This is a genomic window from Amycolatopsis sp. NPDC004747, assembly GCF_053601335.1.
The window spans coordinates 240,746-259,556 of record NZ_JBSGBQ010000004.1 but is presented as its reverse complement, the minus strand read 5'-3'; the positions used below and the strand labels follow the sequence as shown (position 1 = coordinate 259,556).

The following is an 18,811-nucleotide window of genomic DNA, read 5'->3' as shown; positions in this document are numbered from 1 at the left end:
GTCAGCTCTCGGCAAAAGCATCCACGGGCTGGGAAGATTTCCGCCGCCCGGGAATCGCCGCCAGTAGCTCCTTCGTGTACTCCGACTCCGGTGCTTCGAAGACACGGGCCGCCGGGCCCAGCTCCACCAGCCGTCCCGCGCGCAGGACGCCGACGTGGTCCGCGAGCTGCCGGACCACGGCCAGGTCGTGCGAGATGAACAGGTACGACAGCCCCAGCGACTCCTGCAGGTCCGCCAGCAGCCGGAGGATCTGCGCCTGCACCGAGACGTCCAGCGCCGACACCGGCTCGTCGCACACCACCAGGTCCGGTCGCAGCGCCAGTGCGCGCGCGATCGCCACCCGCTGACGTTGCCCGCCGGACAGCTCCGCGGGCTTCCGGCGGGCCACCGACGCCGGCAGCGCCACCTGGTCGAGCAGCTCCGGCACGCGCGTGCGCGGCAGCCGGAACGCCCGCAGCGGCTCGGCCACCACGTCCTCGATCGAGAACTTCGGGTTCAGCGACGCGTACGGGTTCTGGTACACGATCTGCATCCGCCGCCGCAGCCGGCGCAGTTCGTCACCACCGAGAGCCGTGATGTCCCGGCCGTCGAACGACACCGTGCCCGCCGACGGCGTTTCCAGCCGCAGCACCATCCGCGCGGTCGTCGACTTGCCCGAGCCGGATTCGCCGACCAGCGCCAGGGTCTGCCCGCGCGGGATGTCGAAGGAAACGCCGTCGACCGCGCGGATCCCGCCGTCGAACGTCTTCGCGAGGTCCCGCACCGACACGAGCGGCTCGGCGGCAGGCGCGGGTGGCCGCAAGGTGCTCGACAGGCTCGGCGCCGCCGCGATCAGCTGCCGCGTGTACGGGTGCGTCGGCGCGGTGACGATCGACGAACCCTCCTCGACGACCGCACCCTCCGAGAGCACCACGATCCGCGCCGCCCGGTCGGCCGCGACGCCGAGGTCGTGGGTGATCAGCAGGATCGCCGTGCCCGACTCGGCGGCCAGCGCCGTCAGGTGGTCGAGGATCCGCCGCTGGACCGTGACGTCCAGCGCCGACGTCGGTTCGTCGGCGATGATCAGCTTCGGCCGTCCGGCCAACGCCGCCGCGATCAGCACGCGCTGCCGCAGGCCGCCCGAGAGCTGGTGCGGGTACTGCCGCGCCCGCAGTTCCGGCTCCGGCACGCCCGCGCGTTCGAGCAGCTCGATCGCCTGCACCGACGCCGAACGCCGGTCCGCGAGGCCGTGGATCTTCAGCACCTCCGCGACCTGGTCGCCGATCCGGTGCACCGGGTTCAGCGACACCGCCGGGTCCTGCGGCACGAGGGCGATCTCGCGGCCGCGCACCCGGCGCCACTGCTTGTCCGACAGGGTCAGCAGGTCGCGGCCGTCGAAGGTGATCGAGCCGCCGTCGACGCGGCCGCCGCGCGGCAGCAGCCCGATCGCCGCGTGCGCGGTCGTCGACTTGCCCGAGCCCGATTCGCCGACGACGGCGACCACTTCGCCCGCGCCGACGTCGAACCCGACGTCCCGGACGGCCGGAACGTTCCGGTACGACACGGCCAGGTCCGAAATCCGCAGCAGGGTCATCGGTCTCCTCCGTCCAGCGCCCGCGACAGCCGGTTCGCGGCGAGCACCACCGCCGCGACCGTCAGGCCCGGGAACGTCGTCATCCACCAGGCCGTGGCCAGGAAGCTGCGCCCACCCGCGACGAGCGCGCCCCACTCCGGGGTGGGCGGGGTCGCGCCGAAGCCGAGGAAGCTCAGCGCGGAGACCTCGAGCACGGCCGTGCCGAGGGTGAGCGTCGCCAGCGCGAGCACCGGGCCGGCCGCGTTCGGCAGGACGTGCCGCAGCAGCACGCCCGACCAGCGCACCCCGGACGCCCGCGCCGCCTCGACGTAAACGCCGTTGCGCACGCGAAGCACCTCCGCACGCATGACCCGCGCGAAGGAGGCCAGGTTCGCGATGCCGACGGCGATCGCGACGTTCGTCGTGCCGAACCCCAGCGCGGTGACCAGGGCGAGCGACAGCAGGATCGGCGGGACGGCCAGGAAGACGTCGACGAACCGCATGATCACCGTGTCGAGCAGGCCGCCGCGGAAGCCGGCGACCAGGCCGAGAGCCGAGCCGGCCACCAGCGCCACGAGCACAGCGATCGCGGTCGCCCGCAGCGAGAGCGACGCGCCGTGGATCACGCGCGCGTAGACGTCCCGGCCGGTCTCGTCGGTGCCGAACAGGTGGTGCAGGGACGGCTCCTGCAGCCGCTCGGCCGGGACGCCGGTGAGCGGGTCGTACCCGGTCAGCAGTCCCGGCACGAACGCCGCGAGCAGCACGAACGCCAGCACGGCCACCGCCAGCACCAGCCCCGCCGCCACTTTTGCGGACAGGTGGCGCTTCGGGAGCGCGAGGTCAACCACGAGCCACCTCCGGTGTCCGGGCGATGCGCGGGTCGAGCAGCGGGTAGAGCAGGTCGACCACCAGGTTGAGCACCACGAACACGAGCGCAGCGAGCACGATCACCGCCTGCACCACCGGGACGTCCTGCGCGGTGACGGCGGCCGCGGTGATCCGGCCGACGCCGTCGCGCGAGAACACCGTCTCGGTGATCACCGAACCGGCGACCAGGTTGCCCGCCACCACGCCGGCGACGGTCAGCGCCGGCCCGGCGGCGTTGCGCAGCAGGTGTCCGAAGTGGACGCGCCAGCGGCTCGCGCCCTTGGCCGCCGCGATCTCCGCGTACGGCTCCTCCTGCTGCGTGGCGAGGCTGCGCGCCAGCACCTGCCCGATGATCGCGCCGGTCGGCAGGGCCAAGGTGATCGCGGGCAGGATGATCGTCTCGAAGCCCTGGGTGCCCAGCGCCGGCAGCAGCCGCAGCCGGAACGAGAAGAACTGGATCAGCAGCAGCCCGCCCCAGAACGGCGGCAGCGAGATCGCCAGCGACGGCAGGGAAAGCAGCGCCTGCCGCAGCCAGCGGAACCGGGTGAAGGTGCCGAGGAACGCCGAGCCGCCGCCGAACACGATCGCGAACACCAGCGCCAGGCCGGTCACCGCCAGGGTCGGCGGCAGCGCCGTGACGACCATGTGCGTCGCGCCGTCGCCGGTGGCGATGCTGCGGCCGAAGTCGCCGTGCAGCGCCGAGACCAGGCGTTTCAGGTACTGGACGGGCAACGGCGAGTCGAGGCCGTACTCCGCGCGGGCGGCGGCCAGCTGCTCCGGCGTCGCCGACGAGCCCGCCTCGCCGGTGGCGAGCTTCGCCGAAACGGCGTCACCCGGCAGCAGGTAGAGGATCAGGAACGACAGCGTGAACGCCGCCCAGAGCACGAACACCGCCTGCCCGGCGCGGCGCAGCAGGTAGCGCCTCACGACAGCCACGCGTCGAACAGCTGCAGCCGTGACGACGCCTCGAAGTCGACGGCGTGCGCCTTCGAGCTCAGCGCGACGACCTGGGTCAGCTCGAACACCGGGATCGCGTAGGCGTGCTCGACGATCAGCTTCTGCGCCTCGTCGGCCGCGGGCTTGCGGTTCGCGATGTCCACAGTGGACGACTGGGCGTCGAGGGCGGCGTCCAGGGGATTGCCCGGCGCGAGCTTGCTGCGGTTGCCCGCCTTGGTGGAGAACTGGCCGCGCAGGATGTCGGGGTCGGCGCGGGTGACGTTGTACCAGAGGAAGTCGTAGTCGCCGCTCAGCTGGATCTGCGTGGTCTCGGCCGTGGTGTGCTGCTCGATCCGCAGGTCGAAGCCGATCTTGCGGAGCTGCTGCTGGATCAGCTCCAGCACGCTGCGGTTCTGGTTGAACACCGGCGAGAAGACCACGGACGCGCTCAGCTTCTGCCCGTTCTTGACGCGGATCCCGTCGGGGCCGGGCACCCAGCCGTCGCCGTCCAGCAGCGCGGCCGCGCCTTTCCGGTCGAACGCGAGCTGCTGCGAGAGGTCGCTCACCAGCGGGGTCGCCGACCCGAGGATGCTCGTGGCGGCTTTGTAGCTCGGGGTCAGGACGGTGTTCACGACCTCGGCGCGGTCGACGCCCTTGAGCACGGCCTGGCGCACCTTCTCGTCGGTGAGCACGCCGCGGGTGGTGTTGGCGTGCAGGTTGAACACGACGCCGGGGTTGGGCCGGATGTTCTCGGTGAAGCCGTTGCCCTTGAACTGCGGCTCGTCGACCGGCTGGATGTCGGTGGCCGCGTCGAGCTGGCCGGAGGCGAGGCTGCCGGTGCGGACGCCGGGTTCGGGCACGATCTTGTAGTCGACCTTGTCGAGGTAGGCCTCGCCCTGGTGCTTGAACAGCGGTGAGCCCCAGGCGTACCCCTTCCGCTTGGCCAGCACGATTTCCTGGTTCTGCTTCAGGCTTTCGAAGACGAACGGCCCGGAGCCGATCAGGCCGGTGCCCTGGCAGCGCTGTTCCGGGGTCTGCTTGAACGCCGCGGGGGCGAGGACGCCGAGCGAGACGGTCGAGCTGGCCTGCAGTAACTGGGCGCTGGGCGCGGAAAACTCGATCCGGACGGTCCGCGGGTCGACGACCACCGAGCCCCGGTAGGCGGCGAGGTAGCCGTAGCCGAGCTGGGCCTTGGTGCCGAGGGCCTTGATGCCGTCGAAGCTGGTCTTCACGGCGGCCGCGTCGACCGGGCTGCCGTCGGAGAAGGTGGCACCGGATCGCAGGTGGAAGGTGAACGCCGTCGAATCGGCGTTGACGTCCCACTTCTCGGCCAGCCACGGCTTGCTCTCGCCGGTCTTCGGGTCCTGGTCGGTGAGCGAGTCGACGAGCTGGCGGCCAACGTTGATCGACGCGTTCGTGGCGATCTGCTGCGGATCGATGCAGTCGGGGGCCGACGAGATGCCGAGCCGCAGCGTCCCGCCGGGCTTGGGCGGTCCCGCGTCGGCCGCGGGGGTCCCGCCGGCGGCGGAGCAGGCGGTCAGCAGAACGGGCAGGGCGAGCAGGGCCGCGGCGTTGCGGACGGAGGAACGGAGGGACACCGGACGGCCTCCAGCGGGGAGCGGTTGAGCTTTCGGAACGCGACGCTAGCCATGCGCCGACACTCGTCCCACTCTGCGAACCACCGTCCCAGCCCCTGGCACCGCGGCGAGACACCCTTGACAGCCAAGCGTTTCCCGTCCTGTGGGCACGCTTGCGCGGCGGTGTCCGGGCGGGTCCACTCGGACCGCAGCCCGTTCGCCCACCGGAAGGACCGTCATGTCCGTCACCGACGAGCTCCTGGCCAACAACGCCGCCTACGCCGCCCGGTTTTCCGGACCGCTGCCGCTGCCGCCCGCCAAGCACGTCGCCGTGCTCGCCTGCATGGACGCGCGGCTCAACGTCTACGGCGTCCTGGGTCTCGAGGAGGGCGAGGCCCACGTCATCCGGAACGCGGGCGGGGTGGTGACCGAGGACGAGATCCGTTCGCTCGCGATCAGCCAGCGGCTGCTGGGGACGGAGGAGATCATCCTCATCCACCACACCGACTGCGGCATGCTGACCTTCACCGACGACGGCTTCAAGCGGTCCATCCAGGACGAGGTCGGCATCAAGCCGCCGTGGGCCGCGGAGGCGTTCGCGGACCTCGACGAGGACGTCCGCCAGTCGATCGCGCGGATCCGGAACAGCCCGTTCGTGCCGAAGAAGGACTCGATCCTGGGGTTCGTCTTCGACGTGGCGACGGGCAAGCTGAACGAGGTCAGCTGAGCGAGCCGGCGAGTTCCCAGGTGCGCAGCCGTTCCCGCGGCGACCGCATTCCGGACTGGATCAACACGACCTCCGTCGCACCCGCGTCGAAGTACCGGCGCAGACCCGTCTCAACCGTGCGCTCGTCGCCGATCAACGCGAGGTCGGCCGCGTGCGCGGCACCCTCGGCGTCGAGGATCCGGCGGTAGGACGGGATGTCGCCGTAGTAGCCCAGGTGGACCGCGGCGATCTGGCGGACCGGGTCGGCGTCGTCGGTCACCACCGCCGGGACGGCCGCGATCACCCGCGGTGCCGGCCGCCCCGCATCGGCCGCGGCCTTCGTCAACGTCGGCACGATGTGCTCGGCCAGCGCCCGGGGACCGGCCAGGAACGGCAGGGTGCCGTCGGCCAGCTCGCCCGCCACGCGCAGCGCCTGACGGCCCATCGCGGCCACCACGATCGGGATGTCTCCGCCGCCCGGCACCGCCGTCGGCAGCGGCGGGCAAGCGGTCAAGGTTTCGCCGTCGAACGCGGGTCGGCGGCCCTCGAAGACCTCCCGCAGCACCAGCAGGGATTCGCGCAACGACGTGATGGGGGGCGGGTACTCGAAGCCGAAGGCCGGCTCCAGCAAACCCTGCACACCAAGCCCCAAACCGAGCGTGAACCGGCCGCCGGTCGCCGCCTGGACGGTCTGCGCCTGGGCGGCGAGGTGGAGCGGGTGCCGCGGGTAGAGCGGGACGACGGCGGTCCCGACCACGATTCCGGGCACCTCGCGCCCGGCGAGGGCGGCGAGGGTGAGGGCGTCGTGGTCGAAGAGCTGGGAGAACCAGACCGAGCGCAGGCCGGCGGCCGCGGCCTCGCGGGTCTGGGCGAGCAGCGTCTCCACGCTGTTGGCGACCCCGGACAGGTCACCGGCGGGCAGGGCGGCACCGATGGTCATGGGTGTTCCTCTCGGATCGGGTCAGGCTTCCTCGGGGTACTCGGACTCCCGCCGCCACGAAATCGGCCGGGGACGCGGCAGGCGCCGATGACCCGCGCGACCGGACGACCGGGCGGCGCCGTCCCCCTGGGCGCGGTCGGCCGCCAGGTCGAACTGGTTGCGCCCCAGCGCGATCCGCGGCGACGCCGTGCGGTTGCCCGCCCCCGGCTCGCCGGACGGCGGCGCGAACGGGACCGGCTCCGCCACCACCGCGGAGCGTGCGTGGTCGACGCCGGCCAGGACCTGCCGGACCAGCTCGTCCCAGCTCACCCCGCCCGCCTGGGCACCGGCGGTGAGCGCGCGGGTGATCCGGCCCGCCGCGTCGGCGAAGCGGCTTTCGCGGACCGCCAGCTCGCCGAGCGACCGCTCGAGAGCCGCCTCGGCGTGCCGGTCGCCCGAACGCAGCACCGCACGCAACGCCGTCTCGCCGCTCTCCCGCCAGTCCGCGTACCGGCCCCGTGAACCCGCCAGGTCGGCCACCGCCAGCGCCAGTTCCGCGCAGTAGCCCGGCTCGCCGAGATCCGCGGCTTGGCGCACCGCGGCCAGCAGGCCGGCGGACTCGCGGTCGTACCAGGTGCCCAGGTCGCCGAGATCGGCCGAAACCGGGGTCCGCGGCACGCCGCCGTCCGCGGTACCGCGGACCTCGTCCGTCACCGACAGCCAGGCGCCGAAGAGCCGCCGGGACGCCGTCGCGCGCACCGGAAGTGGTTGCGCCGCCAGCAGTTCGAGTGCGAGCAGCCGGGTCAGCGACGGCAGCCGGTAGCGGGCTCCGGCGACGTCGACCAGGCGCGCGTCGACCAGCGTCTCCAGCGCGTCGGCCGCATCGGCCGGGCCGAGGTCCGCCAGGGCCGTCGCGGCCCAGCCCGCCCAGCTGCCCGCGGGCAGCAGCGCCAGCCGGGCGAACAGGTCCCGCACCGGGTCGGGCAGGTCCCTCAGCCCGCGCCCGACGGCCGCGCGGACGCCCGCGCCGAGCCGGGCGATCCGGTCGCCCTCGGCCCGCAGCCGGGCCACCGCCTGGGCCAGCGTGCGCCCCGGCCGGGCCGCGACGTGCGTGGCCGCCGCCGTCACGGCCAGCGGCAGGCCGCCGCACAGCTCGACCAGCTCCACCGCGTCGGACAGCTCCGCGGTCACGCGGTCCTCGCCGACCAGCGCGGACAGCAGCTCGACCCCCTCCGCGCCGTCCAACACGTCGAGTTCGGCCACCGCCACGCCGGGCAGCGACGGCACGCGGGCACCGGTCGTGACGAGCAGCCGGCACCCCCGGGCGTCGGCGACGAACGGCGTGACGCGCGCCAGGCTCGCGGCGTCCTCCAGCACGGTCAGTACCCGGCGCCCGGCGAGCACGCTGCGGTACAGCGCGGCCCCGCCGTCGAGGTCGTCGGGGATTTCCGCGGCGGGCACGCCGAGCGCGTGCAGGAAGCGCGCGAGCACGTCGGCGGCGTCCTCGTCGGCGAGCCGGGCGTAGAGCACCCCGTCGGGGAACGCCGGGGCGGCGCGGTGCGCGGCTTCGGCCGCGACGGCGGACTTGCCCGCCCCGCCGCGTCCGGTGAGGACGGTGACCACCGCGGCGCCGGGCCCGTCGTCGGTGAGGCCGCGCCGCAGCCCGGCCAGCAGCCGCTCGTGGCCGGTGAAGTACGGCAGGCGAGCGGGCAGCATCCGCGGGACCGCGCGGCCGCTCGCCGGCGCCTCGCTCGACCCCGCCAGGATGTCCTGGTGCAGTTCGCGCAGCGCGACGCCAGGTTCCAGGCCGAGTTCGTCGACGAAGCGGCGGCGCACGGCCCGGTAGGCGGCGAGCGCCTCGACCCGGCGGCCGCACCGGTGCAGCGCGGTCATCAGCTGCAGCACGAACCGCTCGCGCAGCGGGTACTCCTCGGTCAGCACCGAGATCTCGCCGACGACCTCGCGGTGCAGGCCCAGCTCGAGCTCGGCGTCGAGGCAGTCCTCGAGCACCTCCACCCGCCGCTGCGCGATGCGGACCTGGTGGGCCCGCACGACGCCGCTGTCGATCCCGGTGAGCGGTTCCCCGCGCCACAGCGCCAGTGCTTCGCGGAACGCCGTGCGCGCCTCCTCCGGCCGTCGCGCGGCCCGTCCGCGGGCCACCAGCGCCTCGAACTCGTGCAGGTCGAGTTCGCCGGGGGCGAGGTCGAGGCAGTAGCCGCTCCCCCGGGCCCGGATCCGTTCCCCCAGGCCGGCTTTCGCCAGCGCCCGGCGCAGCGCCGACACGCAGGTCTGGACCTGCGCCCGCGCCGTCGCGGGCGGCTCGGGCCCCCACAGCGCGTCGAGCAGGACTTCCAGCGGCACCACGCGGTTGCCGTTGAGCAGCAGCAGCGCGAGCACCACCTGCTGGCGGCGGGCGGTCACGACGACCGGTTCGCGGCCGCGGACCTGCAGCAGGCCGAGGACGCGGAAGCCGGGTTCGGGCCCGGGATCGGGCAGGGGGCGGAGCGCGGGGGCCGCGGGTGTCGGCACGGTGGTCTGCACGGTGTTCCCTCCGGGGTCAGACGAGGACTTCGGGCGGCGCCGGGTGCCCGAGGAAGGCGGTGGGGCTGGCGGTCAGGCCGTAGGCGCCGGCCTGGAAGATCGCGATCAGGTCGCCGATGGCCGCACCGGGCAGCGAAACCTTGTCGCCGAGGAGGTCGAGCGGGGTGCACAGGCAGCCGACCACGGTCACCGTCTCTTCCGGACCGCCGGGCGCGGACGCCAGGGCGAGCGGGTAGTTGCGGCGGATGGCCTGGCCGAAGTTGCCGGAGGCGGCCAGCTGGTGGTGCAGGCCGCCGTCGACGACGAGGAACGTCGTGCCGCGGGAGACCTTCCGGTCGACCACGCGGGTGAGGTAGACGCCGGCCTCGCCGACGAGGTAGCGGCCGAGCTCGATCACCACGCGCGCGTCGGGCAGTGCGGGGCGCAGCGAGACGTCCAGGAGCTTCGCCAGGTTCTCGCCGACCTCGTCGAGGTCCAGTGCCGTGTCGCGGGCGGTGTAGGGGATGCCGAAGCCGCCGCCGAGGTTCACCGACCGCACCGGGCCCGGCGCCGCCTCGGCGAGCTGCAGCACCAGGTCGACGGTCGCGCGCTGGGCCTCGCACAGGCTTTCCGCGCGCAGGTTCTGGGAGCCGGCGAAGACGTGGAAGCCCTGGAAATCGAGTCCGGCGGCGCCGACTTCGGCCAGCACGGCGGGCACGCGCTCGGCGTCGATGCCGAACTGCTGCGGGCCGCCGCCCAGGCGCATGCCGGACCCGCGCACGGCGAAGTCCGGGTTCACCCGCAGCGCCACGCGCGGGGTGAGGCCGAGGCGGTCGCCGGCCTCCCGCACGCGGGCCAGCTCGGTGGTGGACTCCAGCTCGACCGTGACGCCGGCGGCGACCGCGCGGGCCAGTTCGGCCGCGGTCTTGCCGGGTCCGGCGAAGCTGATCCGCTCGGGCGGGACGGTCGTGTCGAGCGCCTGCCGCAGTTCTCCGGCGGAGGCGACGTCGAGCCCGTCGACCAGGCCGCTGAGGTGGTGCAGCAGCGCGGGCATCGGGTTGGCCTTGACCGCGTAGCTCAGCTCGACGTCGTCGGGCAGCGCGGCCCGCACCCGCTCGACTCGGGTGGTGACGAGCGAGCGGTCGTAAGCGAAGAAGGGGGTGGTGCCGACCCGCGCCGCGAGCCGGTCCACGGGCACGCCGCCCACGGTGAGCACACCGCCGGCGCGGCGGTGCGGCGCCGCCGCGGCTTCCGTCGTGTTCGCCATCGCTTTCCTTTTCTTCGAGCACGGGGAAATAGCAACCGGAAAAGCACCACCGGCACTTCTCCGGCGGCACGGGGACCACTGAAGCAACTACCCACCCACCCGGGCATGGGTAGTCCTCACCCAGATTCGGCGGCGGGGCGGGGACGGCGGTACCCAGGTGTACCTGCTGTGTCCACCCGGTCACGCCGGTGACATCATCCACACCGGACCGGACAGTCGTTTCCGCAGGCCAGCGCGATTGACCACACCGTTCGGCGCAGTCACCCACCCCCGCTGCTCCAGCCGGGTGGCCCGCCGCGGTGGCAGCTTCCTGCCGTCGCCTGCCTGCCACCGCCGCCGCCGGGAACACCCCTTGACGAACGGGGGGCACAGCCCGCACGATCGGAATCCGCCGGCGCCACCGAGAATTCCCGGTGACCGGCGCAATTCGGACTCAGCACGCATTCCCCGATTTCCGCGATCCCTTCCGACGATGGGTGAACTATGTCTTCCCTGCCTGCTCCCGGTGAGCCGATCGCGGTGGTCGGCATGTCCTGCCGGCTGCCCGGTGCCCCTTCTCCGGCGCGGCTGCGCCGGCTGCTGGCCGAGGGCCGCGAGGCCGTCGGCGCGGTTCCGCCGGGCCGGTGGACGGACGGCGACGGCGCCGGGCGCGGCGGTTTCGTGTCCGATGTGGACGGTTTCGACGCGCCCTTCTTCGGGGTCTCCCCGCGTGAGGCCGCGGCGATGGACCCGCAGCAGCGGCTGGTGCTGGAACTCGCGTGGGAGGCCTGCGAAGACGCCCGGATCGCGCCCGGCACGCTGCGGGACAGCGGCGCCGCCGTCGTGGTCGGCGCGATCAACGGCGACTACGCGCTGCTGCACGACCGCCTCGGCGCCGGCCCGCACACGCTCACCGGCACCCACCGCAGCCTCATCGCGAACCGCGTCTCCTACGCGCTCGGGCTGCGCGGCCCGAGCCTGACCGTCGACTCGGGGCAGTCCTCCTCGCTGGTGGCCGTGCACCTGGCCGCCGAGCAGCTGCGCCGCGGCACCGCGGCCGTCGCGCTCGCCGGCGGTGTGAACCTCAACCTCCTGGCGGCGGGGACCGAGACGGTGGACCGCTTCGGCGCGCTGTCCCCGCAGGGCCGCTGCCACACCTTCGACAGCCGCGCCGACGGGTACGTCCGCGGCGAGGGCGGTGGCCTGGTCGTCCTCAAGCCGCTGAGCGCGGCGGTCGCCGACGGCGACCGCGTCCACGCGGTCCTGCTGGGCGGCGCGGTGAACAACGACGGCGGCGGCGCGGGCCTCACCGTGCCGCGGGCGTCGGCGCAGACCGAGGTGATCCGGCTGGCCTGCGCCGACGCCGGAGTCACGCCGTCCGACGTCCAGTACGTCGAGCTGCACGGCACCGGCACGCCGGTCGGCGACCCGATCGAGGCCGAGGCGCTCGGGGCCGCGTTCGCCGGGGACCGCCCGGCGCCCCTGCAGGTGGGTTCGGTGAAGACCGTGGTGGGCCACCTCGAAGGCGCCGCGGGCATCGCCGGGCTGCTGAAGGTCCTGGTGTGCCTGGCGGAGCGCCGGCTGAGCCCGAGCCTGAACTTCGGCACGCCGAACCCGGCCATCCCGTTCGGGGCGCTGAACCTCGAAGTCGTCGCCGAGGCCCGGGACTGGCCGCGGCCGCAGGACCGGCTCGTCGCCGGGGTCAGCTCGTTCGGCGTCGGCGGCACCAACTGCCACCTCGTCCTCGCCGAAGCGCCGCCGGCCACCCCGCCGGCGGACGTCGCGGCCGACGACGTGCCGCTGGTGCTCTCGGCCCGGTCGGCCGCCGCACTGGCCGCCCAGGCCCGTGCGCTCGCCGGCCACCTGGCCGAGCACCCGGACCTCGCCCACGGCGACGTCGCCCGGTCGCTGCTGCGCACCCGTGACCTCTTCGAGCACCGTGCGGTCGTGTTCGGCGACCTCGCGTCGCTGGCCGACGGCACGCCGTCGGAGAACGTCGTGACCGGGCGGACCGTCGACGGCGCCGACGTCCTCGTGTTCCCCGGGCAGGGTTCGCAGTGGCCGGACATGGCCCGCGGGCTGCTGCGCGACTCGCCCGTGTTCGCCCGCCGGCTGGCCGAGTGCTCGGCCGCGCTCGCCGAGTTCGTCGACTACGACCTGCTGGACGGCCTGCGTGACGGCACCGCCGACCTCGGCCGCGTCGACGTCGTGCAGCCTGCGCTCTGGGCGGTCATGGTGTCGCTGGCGGCGGTCTGGCGCGACGCCGGGCTCACGCCGTCGATCGTGGTCGGGCACTCCCAGGGCGAAATCGCGGCGGCCACGGCCATCGGCGCGTTGTCGTTGTCCGACGGCGCCCGCGTGGTCGCCCTGCGCAGCCGCGTGCTCGCCGGGATGCCGCGCGGCGGCGGGATGATGTCGGCCGGCGCGCCCGAAGACGTCGTCCGGCCGCTGCTGCCCGCCGGGGTGTCGGTGGCGGCGGTGAACGGCACCCGGTCCGTGGTGCTGTCCGGGCCGGCCGAGGCACTGGCGGCGCTGCACGCCACGCTCACCGGCGACGGGTACCGCGCGAAGGTCCTGCCGGTCGACTACGCGTCGCACTCGGCGGCCGTGGACCCGCTGCGGGAAGAGATCCTGCGGCTGCTGGCACCGGTGCGCCCGGTGTCCACTTCGGTCACGTTCGTCTCCGCGCTCACCGGCGAGCCGTTCGACACCGCGGGCCTCGACGCCGGGTACTGGTTCGAAAGCCTGCGCCGCCCGGTCCGCTTCGCCGAGGCGACGGCCGGGGCCCTCGCGGCCGGCGGCGCGCGGTTCGTCGAGTGCAGCCCGCACCCGGTGCTGCTGGGGAGCATCGAGGAGACCGCCGAAGCCCGCGACCGCACGATCGCCGTCGTCGGCACGCTGCGGCGGGACGACGGCGGCGGCGAGCGGCTCCGGCGCAGCTTCGCCGAGGCGTTCGTCGCCGGCGCGGCGGTGCGGTGGGAGGTCCCCGGCTCGCGGCTGGTGGACCTGCCGACGTACGCGTTCCAGCGGACCCGGTACTGGCTCGGCGAGGAGGTGGCCGCCGCGCCGGTCGCCGTCGACCCCACGCGGGTGGCGGACCTGGTGCTCGCCACGGCCGCGGCCGTCCTCGGCCACGCCGGCGCGAGCGGCATCGACCCCGCGCGCACGTTCAAGGACCTCGGCTTCGACTCGGTGAGCGTGGTGGAGCTGCGCACCCGGCTGCAGGCGGCCACCGGGCGGAAGCTGCCGACCACGCTGCTGTTCGACTTCCCGACTCCCGCGCACCTCATCTCGCACCTCCGGGCACGGCCGGGCGATGCCGCTCCCTCGGAGGAGATCGCGCCGCAGCAGGGTGATCCGATCGCGATCGTCGCCATGGGCTGCCGCTTCCCCGGCGGTATCACCTCCCCGGCCGAGCTGTGGGACCTCGTCGCCGCGGGCGGCGAGGCCGTCACCGAGCTGCCCGCGAACCGCGGCTGGGACCTCGACACGCTCCTCGGCGACACCGGCCCCGGCTCGTGCGCCACCCGCTTCGGTGGCTTCCTGCACGACGCCGACCGGTTCGACCCCGCCTTCTTCGGCCTCAGCCCGCGCGAGGCCCTCGCGATGGACCCGCAGCAGCGGGTGCTCCTGGAGATCAGCCATGAAGCGATCGAGCGCGCCGGGCTCGAGCCGGACGCCCTGTCCGGGAGCGACACCGGCGTGTTCGTCGGCGCGATGGCCATGGACTACGGCCCCCGCCTGCACGAGCCGACCGGGTCGGTCGACGGGCACCGCCTCACCGGCACGTCGCCGAGCGTGGCGTCGGGCCGGATCGCCTACACCTACGGGCTGCGCGGTCCCGCGCTCACGGTCGACACGGCGTGCTCGTCGTCGCTGGTGGCGATCCAGCTGGCCGCCGACGCGCTGCACCGGGGCGACTGCTCGCTGGCCCTCGCCGGCGGCGTCACGGTGATGGCCGCGCCGGGCAACCTGGTGGATTTCACCCGCCAGAACGGTCTTTCGGCGGACGGGCGCGCCAAGGCGTTCTCGGCCGACGCCGACGGCACCGCCTTCGCCGAGGGCGCGGGGATGCTCGTGCTGGAGCGCCTGTCGGACGCCCGCCGCCACGGCCACCCGGTGCTGGCGCTGCTGCGCGGCGGCGCAACCGGTTCCGACGGGGCCAGCAACGGCCTCACCGCCCCGAACGGCCAGGCACAGCAGCAGGTGATCCGGCGGGCGTTGCGCGCCGCCGGACTGTCCACAAAGGATGTGGACGTCGTCGAGGCACACGGCACCGGAACGGCCTTGGGCGACCCGATCGAGGCGCACGCGCTGCTGGCCACGTACGGCCAGGACCGGGAAACGCCGCTGTGGCTGGGGTCGCTGAAGTCCAACATCGGCCACACCCAGGCCGCGGCGGGGGTCGCCGGGGTGATCAAGATGGTCGAGGCGCTCCGGCACGAGACGATCCCGCGCACCCTGCACGCCGAGGTGCCGAGCCCGCAGGTGGACTGGGAAAGCGGGCGGGTCGAGCTGCTCTCGGCGGCCCGGGCGTGGCCCGACCACGGCCGCCCGCGGCGGGCCGCGGTGTCGAGCTTCGGGATCAGCGGGACCAACGCGCACGTGGTGCTGGAGTCGGTGCCCGCCGAAGAAGCCGCGCCGGCGGTCGCCGGGACCGAAGCCGCGCGGGGCGCGGAGCCGCTGCACGCCCGCCACGGCACCGCTCTCCGCGCCCGGCCCGAGGCGACGCCCACCGCCGCTCCGGCTCAGCCACTGGTCTGGCTCCTCCACGCCCACACCGACACCGCCCTCCGCGCACAGGCCGCCCGGCTGCGCACCTACGCCGAAACCGCCGCCGACCACGACGTCACCGCCACCGCCGCGCTGCTCGCCCGGCGCCGGCCCGGCACCTGCCGCGCGGTCGTCGTCGCCGCGGACCGGGCCGAGCTGGTGGAGGCACTGACCGCACTCGCCGAGGGCGCTCCGCACCCCGCGCTCGTCGCCGGCACCGCGGCCGGGGACGTCCGGCCCGTGTTCGTCTTCCCCGGCCAGGGCGCCCAATGGGCGGGCATGGCCGCCGAGCTGCTCGCCGCCGACGCGGACTTCGCGCGGCTGCTCACCGATGCCGCCGACGCACTCGAGCCGCACACCGGCTGGTCCGTGCTCGACGTGCTCACCGGCGCCGGCGGTGCGCCGGGCCTGGAGGGAACCGACGTCGTGCAGCCCGTGCTGTTCGCCGTCATGGTCGCCCTCGCCGGACTGTGGCGGGCCGCCGGGGTCGACCCGGCCGCGGTGGTCGGCCACTCCCAGGGCGAGCTGGCCGCGGCCGTCGTCGCCGGGGCGCTGCCGCTCGCCGACGCCGCCCGGATCATCGCCGTCCGGAGCAGGCTCCTCACCGCCGAACTGGACGGGACCGGCGGGATCCTCGCCGTCGGCCTGCCCGTGGCGCAGGTGCGGGAGCGGCTCGCGCCGTGGGAGGGCCGCCTGTGGACGGCCGTCGACAACGGCCCGGCCGGCACCGTGGTCGGCGGCGACCTGGCCGCGATCGAGGAGTTCGCGGCGGCCTGCGCCGACGTCCAGGTCCGGCGCACGCCGGTGGCGTACGCGGCGCACACCCCGCACGTCGAGGCGGTCCGCGACGCCCTGCTCGCCGAGATCGGCGAACCGGCCCCCGCCGACACCGCGACCACGATCTGCTCTTCATGCACCGGTGGTTTCCTGCCGGGCTCGGAGCTGACCGCCGGCTACTGGTACCGCAACCTCGCCGAGCCGGTCCGGTTCGACGCCGCCGTCCGCGCCTTCGCCGGCTACCGGCGGCCGCTGTTCGTCGAGGTCAGCCCGCACCCCATCCTGGCGGGCGCGGTGCAGGAGATCCTGGCCGACGCCGGCATCGACGGCACCGCCGTGGGCACGCTGCGCCGCGGGGAAGGCGGCCGGCGGCGGTTCCTGCTCGCCATCGCCGCGGCCCACGTCCGAGGCGCCGTCGTCGACTGGCCGCGGCTGCTGGGCCCGGTCACCCGCCACCCGGACGTGCCGACCTCGGCGTTCGACCGGCAGCGCTACTGGCTCACCGACGGCTCCGCCGGCCTGCTCGGCACCCCCACCCCGGTCGCCGACGGCGACGGTTCCGTGGCCACCGGGCGGCTCTCGCTCACCTCGCTGCCCTGGCTGGCCGGGCACGCGGTCCGCGGCACGGTCCTGTTCCCGGGCACCGGGTTCGCCGAACTCGCCCTCGAAGCGGCGGACGGCGGGAGCGTCGAAGACCTCACGCTCGAAGCGCCGCTGGCGCTGCCCGCGTCCGGTGCCGTCGAGGTCCAGGTCGGCCTCGGCGGTGCGGACGAGCACGGCCGCCGCCCGCTGACCGTCCACTCGCGACTCGGCGACGGGCCGTGGACCCGGCACGCGACCGGCGCGGTCGGCCCCGAGCAGGCCCCCGTGCCGCCCCTGCCCGGCTGGCCGCCCGCCGGGGCCGAGCCGGTCGACCTCGACGGTGCCTACGCGCGGCTCGCCGAGCGCGGGTACGAATACGGGACGGCGTTCCGGGGCCTGACCGCGCTGTGGCGCGACGGCGACGACCGGTACGCCGAGGTGGAGCTGCCCACCGAAGGCGAGTTCACCGCCCACCCCGCGGTGCTCGACGCGGTGCTGCACGCCCTCGTGCTCGACGGCACCGAGCTGCTGCTGCCGTTCTCCTTCGGCGGCCTGCGGATCACCTCGCCCCTGCCGGGCTCGGTGCGAGCCCGGCTGTCCGGCTCGGCGGCCACCGGCGTCGAAGTCACCCTCTACGACACCGCCGGCACCCCGCTCGGCGGCGTGGAATCGCTGCTGCTGCGGCCCGCCACCGAGCCGAAGACGAGCGCGGAGCTCTACCGCGTGGAGTGGACACCGGCGTCGCTGCCCGGCGGTGGCGACCGCCGGTGGACGGTGATCGGCACGGAGCTGCCCGAGGTCGTCCCGCCCGTCGTGCTCACCACCGCGAGCGAGCTGCCCGCCGTGCTGGACCTGGTGCAGCGCTGGCTGCTCGACGAGCGCTGTGACGGCTCGAAGCTGGTGTTCCTGCAGGACCCGGGCTCGCCCGAAGGCGCGGCGGTGTGGGGTCTGGTGCGCTCGGCGATCGCCGAGCACCCCGGCCGCTTCGCCCTGGCCGGAGCCCGCCCCGGTGCCCCGCTCGCCGCGGCGCTGGACGCCGACGAGCCGCAGTTCGCCGTCCGTGACGGCGAAGTGCTCGTGCCCCGGCTGGCGCGGTACGCCGCCGGACCCTCCACTGTGGACTTCGGCACCGGCACCGTCCTCGTGACCGGTGGCACGGGCGGGCTCGGGGTCCTGGTCGCCGAGCGGCTGGTGACCACGCACGGCGTCCGCGACCTCCTGCTGGTCTCGCGCCGCGGCGGCGACGTCCCGGCGCGGCTGGCCGGCCTGGACGCCCGGGTCCGGGTGGCGGCGGCCGACGTCGGCGACCGCGCCGCGCTCTCCGCGCTGCTGGACGGCGAGACGCTCACCGGGGTGGTGCACGCCGCCGGTGTCCTCGACGACTCGACCATCACCGGGCTCACCAAGGCGCAGCTGGAAAACGTGCTGCGGCCCAAGCGCGACGCCGCCTGGCTGCTGCACGAGCTCACCGAAGGCCGGCCCCTCGCCGCGTTCGTGCTGTTCTCCTCGATCGCCGGGGTGCTGGGCAACCGCGGCCAGGCGAACTACGCCGCCGCGAACGCGTCCCTCGACGCGCTGGCCGAGCACCGGGCGGCGCGCGGGCTGCCGGGCGTGTCGATCGCCTGGGGCCTGTGGGACACGGCGACCGGCATGACCGCCGCGATGACCGACGCGGACCGCGGGCGGCTGACCGGCGTCCGGCCGATCAGCGAGGCACAGGGGCTCGCCGCGTTCGACGCCGCGCTCGGGCTGTCCGGCCCGGTCGTGGTGTCCGCCTGGGACACCGCCGCGCTGCGGGCGGCCGACGAAATCCCCGCCGTGCTGCGGAGTCTCGTGCCGGTGCGCCGTGCTGCCGCGGCCGCTCCGGTCGCGGCCGGGCTGGCCGGGCAGCTCGCCGGGCTGGACCGGGAAACCGCCGCCGCGACGGTGACCGGCTTCGTCCGCACGGAGGTCGCCACGGCGCTCGGCCACCGGTCGCCGGCTTCGGTCGAGGTGGCGAAGCCGTTCAGCGAACTGGGCATCGACTCGCTGACTTCGGTGGAGCTGCGCAACCGCATCGGGGCCGGCACCGGGCTGCGGCTGCCCGCGTCGCTGCTGTTCAACCACCCGACCGTCGAGCTGCTGGCCGCGCACCTGCTCGGCGAGCTGCTCCCGCCGCCGCCGGACCCCGCGCAGCGGCTGCGCGAAGCACTCGGCGAAGTCCTGCCGGGTGCCGGCGCCGAGGAACGCGCCCGGCTGGCGGACGTGCTGCGGGAGGCACTCGACGGGCTCGGTGCCGAGCCCGGCTTCGACCTCGCCTCGGACGACGAGCTCTTCGCCTTCATCGACAAGCTGTGAACTTTTGCGAACGGATAGG

General features: G+C 74.7%; 9 protein-coding genes. 2 read left to right on the top strand and 7 right to left on the bottom strand.

Features of this window, described 5'->3' with window-relative positions; translation table 11 throughout:
• Nucleotide 1: 1 nt before the first annotated feature.
• The 4 genes from ACWEGE_RS08080 to ACWEGE_RS08065 are packed head-to-tail and all read right to left on the bottom strand — an operon-like array spanning nt 2 to nt 4,953.
• A complete protein-coding gene (locus ACWEGE_RS08080) occupies nt 2-1,573 on the bottom strand; it encodes a dipeptide ABC transporter ATP-binding protein (protein WP_449659713.1) in 1,572 nt (523 codons plus the stop codon).
• Nucleotides 1,570-2,400 (bottom strand): ABC transporter permease, encoded by an 831-nt coding sequence (locus ACWEGE_RS08075; protein WP_449659712.1) that lies wholly within the window; start codon nt 2,398-2,400, stop codon nt 1,570-1,572. Before ACWEGE_RS08075 ends, ACWEGE_RS08080 begins: the two co-directional genes overlap by 4 nt.
• Nucleotides 2,393-3,346, bottom strand: coding sequence for an ABC transporter permease (locus ACWEGE_RS08070; RefSeq protein WP_449659868.1), 954 nt, complete (start codon nt 3,344-3,346; stop codon nt 2,393-2,395). The genes ACWEGE_RS08075 and ACWEGE_RS08070 overlap by 8 nt, the downstream gene beginning before the upstream one ends.
• Nucleotides 3,343-4,953: an ABC transporter substrate-binding protein gene (locus tag ACWEGE_RS08065; protein WP_449659711.1), complete on the bottom strand. Its 1,611-nt coding sequence runs from the start codon at nt 4,951-4,953 to the stop codon at nt 3,343-3,345. The genes ACWEGE_RS08070 and ACWEGE_RS08065 overlap by 4 nt, the downstream gene beginning before the upstream one ends.
• A gap of 217 nt (nt 4,954-5,170) precedes the next feature.
• On the opposite strand from ACWEGE_RS08065, the gene ACWEGE_RS08060 reads away from it, so the two are divergent.
• Nucleotides 5,171-5,659, top strand: coding sequence for a beta-class carbonic anhydrase (locus ACWEGE_RS08060; RefSeq protein ID WP_449659710.1), 489 nt, complete (start codon nt 5,171-5,173; stop codon nt 5,657-5,659).
• Here ACWEGE_RS08060 and ACWEGE_RS08055 read toward each other — a convergent pair.
• The 3 genes from ACWEGE_RS08055 to ACWEGE_RS08045 are packed head-to-tail and all read right to left on the bottom strand — an operon-like array spanning nt 5,652 to nt 10,344.
• Entirely contained in the window at nt 5,652-6,578 is a 927-nt protein-coding gene (locus ACWEGE_RS08055) for a TIGR03564 family F420-dependent LLM class oxidoreductase (protein ID WP_449659709.1), read from the bottom strand. The genes ACWEGE_RS08060 and ACWEGE_RS08055 overlap by 8 nt on opposite strands.
• Before the next feature lie 21 nt (nt 6,579-6,599).
• On the bottom strand, nt 6,600-9,098 hold the full coding sequence (locus ACWEGE_RS08050) for a BTAD domain-containing putative transcriptional regulator (protein WP_449659708.1): 2,499 nt from the start codon (nt 9,096-9,098) through the stop codon (nt 6,600-6,602).
• Between the two features lie 16 nt (nt 9,099-9,114).
• Nucleotides 9,115-10,344 carry a pyridoxal-dependent decarboxylase, exosortase A system-associated gene (locus ACWEGE_RS08045; RefSeq protein WP_449659707.1) on the bottom strand — a complete coding sequence of 410 codons (1,230 nt, stop codon included), beginning with the start codon at nt 10,342-10,344 and terminating at the stop codon, nt 9,115-9,117.
• 483 nt (nt 10,345-10,827) lie between these two features.
• Here ACWEGE_RS08045 and ACWEGE_RS08040 point away from each other — a divergent pair, with 483 nt between their 5' ends.
• Nucleotides 10,828-18,792, top strand: a complete 7,965-nt coding sequence (locus tag ACWEGE_RS08040; RefSeq protein ID WP_449659706.1) for a type I polyketide synthase — start codon at nt 10,828-10,830, stop codon at nt 18,790-18,792.
• Nucleotides 18,793-18,811: the final 19 nt, after the last annotated feature.